The organism is Saccharothrix hoggarensis (assembly GCF_052936025.1).
Map to the genome: position 1 here is coordinate 2,827,861 of NZ_CP193624.1, position 12,515 is coordinate 2,840,375.

Consider the following 12,515-nt stretch of genomic DNA (forward strand, 5'->3'; position numbering starts at 1 on the left):
GTACCGACGGTGGGATCAGAAGCGGCGGAAGTCAGTCGATGCCCGTCGTACTGCCCACCGCTGCACTCGGCGATGATCTGGGCGCCCTCGTCGAGGCTGATAAGGGGTGCGCCACCGTCCTGCACGCGCTGTTCGAGGGTGACGTCGGGTTCGGTCGACGCGGTCCCCGCCGCTGCCGGCGCACTGCCGAGGACGACCTCCCCGACAGCAGCCGCCATCGTGATCCGGTTTCGCGTCTGGGGCGAGCGGTTGCCCCACACCCGGCGACGCGTCGGCTCCACCATCGCCGTCGGCACCACGGAGTTCACGGTGCAGTTCCTCGGCGCCGTCTGGCCCGCCCTGCGCGCGGAGTTCAAGAGCCGTGGTGTCCAGCTCAAGATCGAGCACGTCCGCACCCGAGACCTGTGGGCCCGTCTCGATGCCAAACACGTCGACCTCGTGCTCGGCAGCCTCGCCGCCGAGTACGACCGGCCCGTCACCCTGGACTACGACTTCATCGAATGGCACCGCGAACGCGTCGCCCTGCTCACCAACCTCAGCGCCCGTGAACTGCCGGACAAACCCGTCGTCGGAGGCCCTGAGGACCGTGCCGCTGCTGGTGCCCTCCGCCGGCCTGCTGGCGCAGTTCCTCGGCCGCTGGTACGGACCGGACTACCGAGGCGCCCTCAACGTCGTCGCGGACATCGACTCCTTGAAATCTGCTTTCAGGCCCATGTCGGCGAGGGCGCCGTTGTAGTTGTCGCGGGTGAGGAAGCGGTTGAGGCCGGGGTTGTAGGCGCGGAAGCCCATGCCGTAGCTGCTGGATGACAGGTTCCAGCGCTTGCCGTTGTAGCGGTAGAAGTTGTACGGCTCCCTGCCGGGCTGTTGGGCTTCGGGCTTGTCGATGCCGGTGAAGGATTCGGTGTCGTCCTTGCCGTAGGCGGTGTAGCCGTAGGTGGCGCGGGTGTCGCCGTTGTCCTTGGTCAGGGTCTCGACGTCGGTGTGCGGGTTGTAGCCGTAGTAGAAGTCCTCGGCGACCTGCGGTCCGGTGCCGTCGATGTCCTTCTTGATCTGTGTCAGGCGTTTGCCGAACGAGTCGTACTGGAACTATGGTGTCATTGAGGTTGAGGGCGCAGACCAACTTCAGTACTCGGAAGTGCTGAGCTACTTCCCCTCGAGGTGATCGCGTGCACGTGGAGGCTGAGCACCTGGCGGACTACCTCACCGAAGGCGCTCTGCGGATCGTCCCGACAGAGGTCTGCCGGGCATTCAGCGGGTACCTGGATTCGCTGCCGTGGGACGCGAGCGGGGCGAGGCTCGACTGGGCGGCCGTCCCGCACCGGGAGATCCGGCTCCGGGGGGTGTCGGAGGAAGACGTGGTAACACTGCTCGGCGATTCGCGCGCGGCGCGGCACGGTCATCTCCTGGTGCTCTATTCCCCGACGGAACCTGGGCTTCTCTGCGATTTCTCCTTCGGTGCCAGGAACTTCGATGAACTTTACTGGAAGGCGCCGGGTGTGCGTTTCATGTGTGGGGCGGGCATTCGCGAGGGCGAGTTGGTCCCTATTTCCGGGGATTTGATCCAGGTGGACGGCGGTGCCGTTCTGACCGCGCTGATCTGAATCTGCTCTGCGGAACAGCATGAGGTCTGGCCGGCTGATCGAAATGATCATGACCAACCGGTACACCGGGACCATCGAGGCCGAGCACGGCTGCTTCCTGCTGCAGGCCGACGACCTGCCGCAAACCGGTGCCGCCGGCCAGTACGGCGCACTGATCGTCGACCCTGGCTCAGGTCAGGTAGAACTGCTCACCAAGTGCGACGACGGACCCGTGCACCTCACCGTGGAGGTCCACGACAGCCCGGCACCGCCGCCACCCCGCGCCTGGGCCGCCACCGCCACCGCCACCGTCCGCTGGGAAGGGGTGGCGACCGAGTCGGGACAGCAGTTGACCGTCGGGGCGCGGTCGTTCACCGAGCGCTTCCGCGGAGGGATCAGACGTCCGACGGAGACTGATCGTGCGACGACGACGGCCACGCGCCTCCACGGGTAGCGCCGACGCGTCGTGTCCGTTGAGGGTGCGGGGTTGACCACCGGGTCTCGGTTCGCGCGGCGGCGAGGGCGTCAACCCCGGCATGTCCCGGCGGTGCGAACCGTGGATGGGCCCAACCCCCATGTCGACGCACTCCGACCGTCGTACCCAGGCGGGGCGGTTGTGTTCATTAGTGTGGGTACTCCGCAGGAGCTGTAGTCGGGTCGGGTGCCGGGCGTGGCGCGCGGTGGGTGGACGGGACGGTTCGGGAGTTGGTTGACGTGCACGATCTGCCGGCGGACCTGTCGTTCCTGGAGTCGGGTGGTGAGATGGCCCGTCGGGTGGTGGCGTTGGACTGGTCGTCCACGCAGGTTGGGCCGATCGAGGGCTGGCCCGCCGGTCTCAGGACGGCGGTCGGGATCTGCCTGTCCTCCCGTCACCCGATGGTGATCTGGTGGGGTCCCGACCTCGTGCTGCTCTACAACGACGCGTGGGTGCCGATCCTGGGGCCTGCGAAGCACCCGGCGTTGGGGCGTCCGGGTGAGTCGGTGTGGCCGGAGATGTGGCACATCATCGGCAAGCAGTTGCGCGGGGTGTTGGAGACCGGTGAGGCGACGTGGTCGGACGACCAGCTCCTGCCCGCCCATCGGTTCGGCTACCTGGAGGAGGCGTACTTCACCTACTCCTACAGCGCCATCCGGGACGAGTCCGGACGTGTGGCCGGTGTGTTCACCGCCGTCACCGAGACCACCTCGCGCGTTCTGGGTGAACGCCGTCTCGGGACGCTGCGGGAGTTGGGTGAGGTCTCCGCCTCGCAGTCGCGCAGCGTGGACGAGGCATGCCGCGCGATCATCGACGTGCTGGCCCGCAACAGGGCCGACCTGCCGTTCGCGTCGATCCACCTGTGCGACACCGGTGACGGGATTGCCAGGCTCGTCGCGAGTCAGGGTCTGGTGGAGGGGCACGACGACCATCCGCGGCTGGTGACGCGGGAGCAGGACCCCTGGTCGGTGTGGGACGTGGTCGATTCGGGTGCGGTCCGGGTGACCAGGGGAGTGGCCGAGCGCTGCGCGGGCCTGCTCACGCCGGGGTGGAGCACGATGTCGGACACGCTGCCCGACGCGGTCGTCGCCCTGCCCATCGCGGCCTCCGGCAGCGACGACACCGCGGGAGTGTTGCTGGCCGGTGTGAGCCCGCACCGTGCGCTGGACGAGGACTACCTGTCGTTCTTGTCCCTGGTCGCCGGTCACGTCTCCACGGCGGTGGCCGACGCGCGTGCCTACGACCACGAGCGCCGCCGCGCCCAGGCGCTGGCCGAGCTCGACCGGGCCAAGACCGAGTTCTTCTCGAACGTCAGCCACGAGTTCCGCACACCGCTGACCTTGATCGCCGGTCCGGCCGAGGACGGCCTGGCCGACGACGCGAACCCGCTCGCACCCGTTCAGCGCGAGCGTTTGGAGACCATCCGCCGCAACGCGGCGAGGCTGCGGCGCCTGGTCAACGACCTGCTGGACTTCTCCCGGATCGAGGCGGGACGGGCGCGGCCCGAGTCGGTCGAGACGGAGCTGGGCGGGTTCACCAGCGGGATCGTCGCGTCCTTCGCGCCCGCGGTCCGGCGCGCGGGTTTGGAGTTGCGGACGGACTTCGCGAATGTCGAGGGCGTGTTCGTCGACCGCGACATGTGGGAGAAGATCGTGTTGAACCTGCTGTCCAACGCGCTCAAGTTCACCCTCCGCGGTCAGATCGACGTCGCGCTGCGGACCAGGCGCGACGGAGTGGAGTTGAGGATCGCCGACACGGGTGTGGGCATCGCCGCACACGAGATCCCGCAGCTGTTCCAGCGCTTCCACCGGGTGCGATCGGCGGAGGGTCGTTCCCACGAGGGCAGCGGGATCGGCCTGGCGCTGGTCCACCAACTGGTCACGTTGCACGGCGGGATGGTGTCGGTGCAGAGCGAGCCCGGAGTGGGTACCGCGTTCACCGTGTGGATACCGCGTCGTGGAGTGCCGAACACCGCCGCGCCGATCACGGATGCCCCCTCGACACGTCCGAACCAGGCAACGGCGTACCTGGAGGAGGCGCTGCGCTGGGAGGCGACCGACCCTGGAGCTCCCGGCGCACCGCCCTCGCACCCGCTGCCGGGCAGCACCCCGGGGGCGAGGGTGTTGGTGGTCGACGACAACGCGGATCTCCGGCAGATGCTGGTCCGCCTGCTCAGCCCCTATTGGCAGGTGCTGGTGGCGGCTGACGGTCGGCAGGCGCTGGAGCTGGCCCGCGCAGAGCGACCGGACCTGGTGCTGTCCGATGTCATGATGCCCCGCCTCGACGGGTTCGGTCTGCTCGAAGCGCTGCGGTCGGACCCGGCCACTGCCACCATTCCGGTGATCCTGCTGTCGGCCAGGGCGGGGGAGGAGGCGGAGATCCAAGGGTTGGACGCCGGGGCGGACGACTACCTGGTCAAGCCCTTCTCCTCACTCGAACTGCTGGCCAGGGTCCGGTCGAACCTCGAACTGGCCCGTTCGCGCAACCACGAGTCAGCGTGGCGTTCGGCCCTGGTCGCCGCGATCCAGGACGGTGTGTTCATCACCGATCCCAGCGGCGCGGTGATCGAGGTCAACGCCGCTTTCGAGGCGCTGACGGGGTATGACCAGCACGGCACGCCGTACACCGCTGCGCACCCGTGGTGGCCCGACGCCGAAGCCGACGGGGAGCACCGGGACAACGTCGAAGCGGCGATCGCCTCGGCCCTGGTCGACGGCCGCAGCAGGATCGAGGCGCCGTTCCGTCACCGTGACGGTCACCGGGTGTGGATCTCACTGTCCCTGGACGCGCTGGACGACCCCCGTACCGGCGACCGGATGCTCGTGGGGACGGCCAGGGACATCACCCCCCAGTTGCGCTCGATCGACCGCGCCGGACCGCTGGCCCGGTTGACCGCGCGGTTGGCGCAGTCCAGTGACGTCCACGACGTGCTCGTGGCGGGCTTGGCGGAGCTGCGGAAGGTGTGGAGCGCGAAGCAGGTCGTCGAGGCGTCGTGGGATGCCGGCGGTCGGACCGACGTGCTGGCCGATCCGCCGGTGCCATCGTGGGAATCACTGCCCGAGGACATGCGGTCGGCCCTGGATCACATCCGCCGCGATCACGGACTGCACGTGGAGCCCGACGACAGTCTCGGCGCGGGGACGCAGGCTGGTGCGGCCGTGCCCACGCAGCCCAGTGTCGGCATGGGAGCGCCCATCGGGGATCGGACGGCGGTGTGGGTGCACTTCGATCCGCCCAGGCTCTTGTCGGCCGACGACCGTGCCCTGTTCGGCGTTCTCTGCGACTACCTCGGGCTGGCCCTGCAGAGGGCGCGCCTGTTCGACGATCAGCACGAGGTGGCCACGGTCCTCCAGCGCGCCATCCTCAGCCCGGTGCAGCTGCCGGACGGGCTGGCGGCCCGCTACCTGCCCGCCGAGCGGCCGCTGGAGGTCGGGGGCGACTGGTACGACGTGGTCGACCTCGGCCAGGGGGTGCTCGGCCTGGTCGTCGGAGACTGCGTCGGGCGCGGTCTGCACGCCGCCACGGTCATGGGCCAGCTCCGCAGTGCCGCGCAGGCCCTGTTGCTGCAGGCGAAGTCGCCCGGCGAGGTGCTCGGCGTGCTCGACGAGTTCGCCCTGCGCATCCCCGGTGCGCGGTGCACCACGGTGTTCTGCGCGTTGATCGACATCCACCGCCACACCGTCCGCTACAGCAGTGCCGGCCACCCACCGGCCCTGCTGGTCGACGCCGCCGGAGGGGCCGAACTGCTGGAGCAGGCCGGTTCCGTGCCCCTGGCCACCATCCCGGTGGCGACGAGACCCGAGGCCACCGCGACCCTCGCGCCGGGATCGACCCTGTTGCTCTACACCGATGGGTTGGTGGAGCGGCGCGGACGAGGGCTGGAGGTGGGGCTGGACCTGTTCGCCGCCTCGGCGGTCGCGAACAGGGACCTGGCCCCGGACGCCCTCGCCGACGAGATCATCGACCGGCTCCTGTCCGGCGAGAGCGGAGCCGACGACGTGGCCCTGCTGGTGTACCGCCACCCACCGCGGGCCGCGGACGAGTTCAGGGTGTTTCTGCCGGCCGACCCGGCGCGACTCGCGCCGTTGCGCCGGGACCTGCGCCTGTGGCTGGTCGATGTCGGGCTCGACGAGGAGGCAGTGGACGACGTCCTGCTCGTCGTCTGCGAAGCCTGCACCAATTCCATCGAGCACGCCTACGGGTCCGACCCCACTCGGGTGGTCGTCCTCGACATCCGCCACGACCCGGACGGACTCCTGGTCGTCGTCCGCGACACCGGGTCCTGGAAACCTCCGACCGACGCCCCCACCACCCGCGGGCGCGGCGTCGCGATGATGAGGGCCATGATGGACTCCGTCGACATCGACCACAGGCCCGACGGCACCACCGTCACAATGCGAAAGAGGCTCGGCGATGACCGATGAGCTGGTCACCACGCTGCTCGACCGTGCCGACGGCACGGCTCGGCTCATCGTCACCGGCGAGATCGACTTCGCCACCGCGCCCCTGCTCCGGGAAGCCATCGACAACGCCCTGACGTCCGACACGACCTTGGTCATCGACCTGCGTGCGGTCACCTACCTCGACAGCGCGGGCATCGACGTCCTCTTCGAACAGGCCGAGCGTCGGACGATCGAACTGGCGGTCAACCCCCGAGGCCCGGTCCTCCGCATCCTCCGCATCAGCGGACTCGTCCAGGCCGTCCCGGTGCACGAACACAAGGCGGATGCGGACTCCTGACACCGGGAGGGATCGGCACCTCGGCGTGGTGATGCCGTGACGGGCTCGGCAACGCCGCCATCGCCGGCGAGTCGTCATCACCGAGGGAGGAGTATCCGGCGGCGGGACAGCGCTGACGGTCGTGCAACCTCCGAACCGGTCGGGCAGATCGGTCTGCTCGGAGGTCGACTGATGGAACAGTCGGTGCTCCAGCGGATCCGGACCGCCTCGTGCAAGCCGGCAAGTGCCCGGACGAGCACTCGTCACCTCGGAGCGAACGTGCGCACGCTGTTCTCACGGCGCCGGCCTGGCCGGACGTCGAGGAGGCCGGTAGGTCGAGCCGGGTCCTGTGCCGCTCGAGAAGTCATCGCTGCTGGTCAGGTGGCCTGTGTGTATTCGTTGACGAGGCCGCCGAGGATGCGGGTGCGGAGCACTCCGCAGGTGTCGACGTCGTCTATCGCGGCGGGGTGCTGATGAGCTTCGGGTGGTAGTTGGTCGCGCGGGCCTGGTGGGGGCGGTGTCGGTTGTAGTGGTCTGCGTAGGTCGTGAGGACTTGTCGTGCGTGCGCTTCACCCAGGATCAGGATGTGGTCGAGGAGTTCGCGTCTGATGGGTGGTTCAGGACATCATCATGGAGGGAAGGCATGAGCACGCAACTACTCGTAGATCGTTGCAGCCCGCATCGCGTCCTGAACGACCTCCCAACCGTTCCAGGGGACGGGGACACCTCGGCTGGCGTAGTAGCCCGTACAGTCATCCAGCCAGGCAGCCAGCGACTCCAGGTAGTCCGGAAGCGAGCGGTTCTCCCAGTTCGCGGGCGGACCATCCGACCAGTCAGCCAGCAACGCCCGCACCGTCGCCGTCAGCCGATCCTTGTGTCGCGCCGCCGGCGACGATGGGCAACCGGGGACACCGCAATCGTCGTCGGGATCTGCGTCCGGGTAGGCCAAGCCGTGCTCGAACTCGTAGTGGAAGCACACGTAGTGCATCCGCTCGAACGTCCTGTAGTGATCCCGGTTCAACCGCACGAGCCGACCACACCGTCGACTGTCAACGGCGTTCGAATATTGACCCCCGGTGGTCGGATGGAATCTGACCCCCTGGATGGTTGTTGATCTAGTCGTTGGTCTTGGTGGCCGGTGGGACGCGGCCGAGGTCGCGGTCTTTGAGGCGGTAGCTGTCTCCCTTCATCGAGATGACGTCTGCGTGGTGGACGAGGCGGTCGATCATCGCGGCGGCGGCGACGTCGTCGCCGAAGACCTCGCCCCAGCGGCCGAACGGCTTGTTCGAGGTGACGATCAGGCTGGCCCGCTCATAGCGGGACGACACCAACTGGAAGAACAGGTTGGCCGCTTCTGCTTCGAACGGGATGTAGCCGACCTCGTCGATGATGATCAGCGGGATCCGGCCGAGTTTGACCAGTTCGGGTTGCAGCCGTCCGGCGTGGTGGGCCTCGGCGAGGCGGGCGACCCATTCGGCGGCGGTGGCGAAAGCGACCCGGTGTCCGGCCTGGCAGGCGCGGATCCCCAGGCCGACGGACAGGTGGGTCTTGCCGGTCCCGGGCGGGCCGAGGAAGACCACGTTCTCCTTGCCCGCGATGAAGTCCAACGTCCCCAGATGCGTGATCGACTCGCGTTTGAGTGAGCGTTGGTGGTCGAAGTCGAAGTCCTCCAACGACTTGCGTGACGGAAACCGTGCGGCGCGGATGCGACCCTCACCGCCGTGGGACTCGCGTGCGGCGACCTCGCGTTGCAGACAGGCCGCCAGGAACTCCTCGTGCGACCAGGATTCGGCGCGGGCTCGTTCGGCCAGGCGCTCGACCGCGGCGGCCAGCGACGGCGCCTTGAGCGCCCGCGTGAGGTAGGCGATCTCGCTGGAAACGTTGCGGCTGTTGGTGTTGACGGTCTTGGCGGCCATCAGGCGATCTCCTCGTCCGTGCTGTCGGCGAGGCCGAACATGCGGTCGTAGTCGGTCAGGTCGCGGTGCTCGACATCGGTGTCGACCGCGGGGACCGCGGCCAGGCGGCGGGACTGCCGCAGCCTGGCCGCGGCGGTGACGTGGGCGGGGTCGGTGATGCTCTGGTGATCCGCCCAGCACCGTTGATGTCGGGCCGTCTCGGTGCCGTCCAGCGTCACCAGGACCTCCTCCAGGGTCGCGGTGATCTCGACCCGGCGGCCGACCGCCGTCGGGTGCACCGAGTAGTCGTTGGAGTCCACCCGGACGTAGTGATCGCGGGGCAGACGGGTCGTGGACCGCCGGCCGACGACCGGTGCGACCGGTGGCAGCTCGAGCATCGAGGACCGGTCGGCGTCCCATCGATCGGTCGGGCGGCAGCCCAGGCCGCGATGTCGACGCCGGTTGGCGCGCGTGACCAGCCAGTCGGTGAGCTGGGTGTTGAAGTCGGTCGGCGAGGTGAACCCGCGGCCGGGCAGGAACGAGGTCTCGAAGTAGCCGTTGACGCGTTCCACCAGGCCCTTGGCCTCGGGATCGGCCGGGCGGCACTGCACGACCTTGATCCCGAGCGTTCCGCGGAAGGCGTTCATCGCCTCGGTCAACACCGGTTTCCCGCCGCGCCACTGGCCGATCGCGGACTCGTTGTCCCAGACCAGCGCCCGAGGCACCCGACCCCAACCGCCGATCAGCGCCCAGTGCCCGGCCAGCAGGTCCGGCGACTGCCGCGACGGGATCATCATCGCGGTGATCACCCGCGAGTAACCCGACACCATCACCAGCACCGGCGGGCGTCCGACCTGCCCGAAGCCCAGCGGCACGTCCACCGGCGGGAACCACAGGTCGCACTGCGCCAGCTCGCCCGGCCGGTACTCCGTCCGCGACGCGGGGTCCGGCGGCGCGAACAACGGCCGCAGCTCCCGCACCCGGTCCTTGAGCACCGTCATCGACCTCGTCCAGCCGATCCGCTCGGCGATCACCGTGGTCGGCATCGTCGGCCACTGCTCCAACAACCGCCGGATCTCCGGCTCGACCGCGTCCACGATCGACCCCTTCGCCGGCCGCTGGTATCGCGGCGGCTCGTCCGCGGCCAGAGCCCGCCGGACGGTGTTACGGCTGACACCGAGCTTCCGGACGATGGCCTTGATCGGCATCCCCTCGGCCCGGTGAAGACGGCGGATCTCCGCCCAGTCCTCCACGTTGAGCACTCCCTACTGTCAACGGGGGTCAGATTTCGTCCGTCGCCAGGGGGTCAGTTTTCACACGTCGTCGACATCGACACGTCTGGTCGCTGCTGTCATCAGGCACCAGCGGATCATCGCAGGTCACGGAATGCTCGTCAGCTCGATTGCTCCTGGCCCTCCGCCCAGAAGCACCCGAGTAACGAGGACACTCACCGACGATCGTTACCTGATATTCGCAATAACTTGCCCGTTCACGGCAACGCGGGCTGACGGTGGGTGCGCGACAAAGACCCGGACGGTTGGGCCGAGACCGTCGAGTTCGACCGCGCCATCCGCCACGGCTACCAGCACGCACCACGCAAGGGCAGGAGTTGCTCGGCCAGTACTGTTCCTGCCTTCCGCTGGACGAAGTTGATCTCGACGCGCCCGCCAAGTCCAGGAGCAGGAAGCACCTACGGCTGATCACCTCCGACTCAGCAGACGTGGCAGCGGACAGCATGGAGGAGGACGGCGATCCGGATGGGTGCCCGCCCTGGTCATGTCGCTCTGGCACCCCGGCCACCTCGGAGCGTGCAGCATGACGACGAACCACCCGGCGTCCCACTCCCCGAAGCGACACACGACAACGTCGGATCTCGACCCCTTGCTTACTGACCTGCCGAAGTTATGGTCGAGCTTCCTACGCGACTGGGACCGCACCCTCCGATCGCGCAACCACCCGATGACGACCCGGTACAACTACATCCTCGCCGTATCCCAGTTGACGCGCTACCTGGCGGCAGGACCTATGGACAGCGATACCCACGCTGCCGCACAAGACCCACCGCGGTGGAGAAGCAACACATCGAACTGTTCCAAGCCTGGATGATCGACAGCCGGCCGGCGTTCTCCGCGGCCAGCGGTCCGGTGAGGCCCAGCGACCTCGTGTCGCAGCACCGGTCGCTCGACGTCGTTGACCGCCGATGCCCGTGGCGAAGTGGGGCTGGCAGGGGATTCGCCGTGCTGCTTTGCGGTCGACTGTGGTCAACGTGCGCGCCGCCTGGTGTCGCGTCACGGAGACTTCCAGAACGCTGCGGGCGAAGCTGACCTTGTCGAGGTGGAAACCTTCCAGCTTGTGTGCAGCAGCCGATTCGAGTGCTTCATGGGTTCCGCTGCGGCCGACGAACGACACGTCGGCGGCGTCCAGTGCCTGCAAGCGGGCCGCTTCATCGGGGTGCAGGAAATGGTTGGCGTAGTGCTTGACCACTGCGATACCGATCTCCACCGGGATACACGCTCGCCGAGGACTGCGCGCACATGCGCGTGGGGGACCACCCCCTGCTCGCGCGGGGAAGACATGACATAGCCGGTGAGCGCTTCGCGGTGCAGCGGACCACCCCCGCTCGCGCGGGGAAGACGGCGGTCCGTCCACACCGGACGATCGCTCGCTGGGGCCACCCCCGCTCTCGCGGGGAAGACGGGTCGTGATCGTGACGAGAGTGGTCTCCGGCACCACTCTCAGTGGTGAACGAGCCCGGTCGGTACAGGCCGGTGCCGGAACGACCAAGGGACGCGAGCAACCCATCACCCTGACCGGCCACTACCGGATGACCTGGCGTGGCTTCTCCACACTCGATCACGCCGTCGGCGGCCGGATGCGACTGCTCGCGGTGAAGATCGTCCCCGACGCTTGACCAGTGATCGACGACTCGGCGGGGGCCCGGTGTTGCGCAGGTCGTGCTCAGCCCGGCTCCGCGGCCGGGCAGCAGCCGAGGGGGACGGGCTTGCGGTGTGCGGGTACGAGGGGGCCGATCAGGGCGACCGGGGTGGGACTGCGGTTGAGCAGGTGGTGGCTGGTGGAGTGGTCGCCGGTCGGTTCCGAGCCGATGACGAGGACGGACGCGAGCCTGGCGTGGCGGATCAGGCCGGTGACCGGGTGGGAACGGGCGATCCGCACCTCCACGGGCACGTCCGGGTACTGCTCGGCGCAGCTGTCGGTCACGGCGAAGGTGTTCTGCGCGCCGGAGGTGGACCACGGTCCGGTGACCGGTGTGCCGAGGGTGCAGCACACCACGCGGACCCCGGTCCCCAGGGCCGCCGCCAGGGTCAGGCCGGCCAGCACGACCGCTTCGGCCAGGTGGGTGCCGTCGGTGCCGACCACCACCGGGAGGTCGTGGTCCTGGTTCGTGATGGGTGGGATGGCGACGAGGGGGCACCGGGCGCGTGCGGTCACGGTGCGGGCCAGTGTCGTCCGCTCCGCATCCACGACGATGAGGTCCGCGGTGTGGGATTGGGCCGCTAAGACGTGCGCCATCGGCTCGGCGGTGCTCTGGGTGGACACGTCCAGGTGTGGCGAGTCGGCGCGCAGGCGCGCTGCCACGTCGTGGGCCGCCGTGGCCCGGTCGGCGGTGTGCGCCACGGTGAGGCCGAGGCCGCACCGGTCCGCGTAACCGGCCGCCCACAGCGCCGCGCCGACCTCTGTCGAGGCCAGGACGAGGCCGCTCGTCCCGGCTGGTGTCGTGGTCATGCTCCGCCCCCGATGCGACACGTTCCTGCGGTAGGTCGAACCAGATCGTCCCGCAGGAGGTGCCGGCGCGGCCGGAGGACTCGCGGAGCGACTGGTGTCCGC

Annotated in this window: 11 protein-coding genes; 6 read left to right on the forward strand and 5 right to left on the reverse strand. The window is 68.8% G+C overall.

Going from position 1 to position 12,515, the window contains the following annotated elements; genetic code table 11:
* Positions 1-219 precede the first annotated feature (219 nt).
* From ACRAKH_RS13385 to ACRAKH_RS13405, 5 genes are all read left to right on the forward strand, one after another.
* The gene (locus ACRAKH_RS13385; protein WP_447009848.1) at positions 220-807 is read left to right on the forward strand and encodes a hypothetical protein; all 588 of its coding nucleotides are present in this window, start codon (positions 220-222) and stop codon (positions 805-807) included.
* Between the two features lie 359 nt (positions 808-1,166).
* Entirely contained in the window at positions 1,167-1,601 is a 435-nt protein-coding gene (locus ACRAKH_RS13390; protein WP_380723909.1) for a hypothetical protein, read from the forward strand.
* A gap of 49 nt (positions 1,602-1,650) precedes the next feature.
* A complete protein-coding gene (locus tag ACRAKH_RS13395; RefSeq protein ID WP_380723908.1) occupies positions 1,651-2,034 on the forward strand; it encodes a hypothetical protein in 384 nt (127 codons plus the stop codon).
* Between the two features lie 260 nt (positions 2,035-2,294).
* Complete coding sequence (locus ACRAKH_RS13400) at positions 2,295-6,479, forward strand: SpoIIE family protein phosphatase (RefSeq protein WP_380723907.1); 4,185 nt, start codon at positions 2,295-2,297, stop codon at positions 6,477-6,479.
* Complete coding sequence (locus tag ACRAKH_RS13405) at positions 6,469-6,795, forward strand: STAS domain-containing protein (protein WP_380723906.1); 327 nt, start codon at positions 6,469-6,471, stop codon at positions 6,793-6,795. Before ACRAKH_RS13400 ends, ACRAKH_RS13405 begins: the two co-directional genes overlap by 11 nt.
* A 433-nt stretch (positions 6,796-7,228) precedes the next feature.
* On the opposite strand, the gene ACRAKH_RS13410 is transcribed toward ACRAKH_RS13405, so the two are convergent.
* The 4 genes from ACRAKH_RS13410 to istA all read right to left on the reverse strand — a co-directional run bounded on the left by ACRAKH_RS13410 (position 7,229) and on the right by istA (position 9,931).
* Positions 7,229-7,384 (reverse strand): integrase core domain-containing protein, encoded by a 156-nt coding sequence (locus ACRAKH_RS13410; protein WP_447009971.1) that lies wholly within the window; start codon positions 7,382-7,384, stop codon positions 7,229-7,231.
* A 45-nt stretch (positions 7,385-7,429) separates the two neighbouring features.
* A complete protein-coding gene (locus ACRAKH_RS13415) occupies positions 7,430-7,801 on the reverse strand; it encodes a DUF7660 family protein (protein ID WP_380723905.1) in 372 nt (123 codons plus the stop codon).
* 88 nt (positions 7,802-7,889) lie between these two features.
* Positions 7,890-8,690 (reverse strand): IS21-like element helper ATPase IstB, encoded by an 801-nt coding sequence (istB, locus tag ACRAKH_RS13420; RefSeq protein WP_380723904.1) that lies wholly within the window; start codon positions 8,688-8,690, stop codon positions 7,890-7,892.
* The gene (gene istA / locus ACRAKH_RS13425) at positions 8,690-9,931 is read right to left on the reverse strand and encodes an IS21 family transposase (RefSeq protein WP_380723903.1); all 1,242 of its coding nucleotides are present in this window, start codon (positions 9,929-9,931) and stop codon (positions 8,690-8,692) included. Before istA ends, istB begins: the two co-directional genes overlap by 1 nt.
* Positions 9,932-11,370: 1,439 nt before the next feature.
* On the opposite strand from istA, the gene ACRAKH_RS13430 reads away from it, so the two are divergent.
* The gene (locus tag ACRAKH_RS13430; protein ID WP_380723902.1) at positions 11,371-11,580 is read left to right on the forward strand and encodes a hypothetical protein; all 210 of its coding nucleotides are present in this window, start codon (positions 11,371-11,373) and stop codon (positions 11,578-11,580) included.
* Between the two features lie 47 nt (positions 11,581-11,627).
* Here ACRAKH_RS13430 and ACRAKH_RS13435 read toward each other — a convergent pair whose 3' ends face one another.
* Positions 11,628-12,413 (reverse strand): hypothetical protein, encoded by a 786-nt coding sequence (locus ACRAKH_RS13435; protein WP_380723901.1) that lies wholly within the window; start codon positions 12,411-12,413, stop codon positions 11,628-11,630.
* Positions 12,414-12,515: the final 102 nt, after the last annotated feature.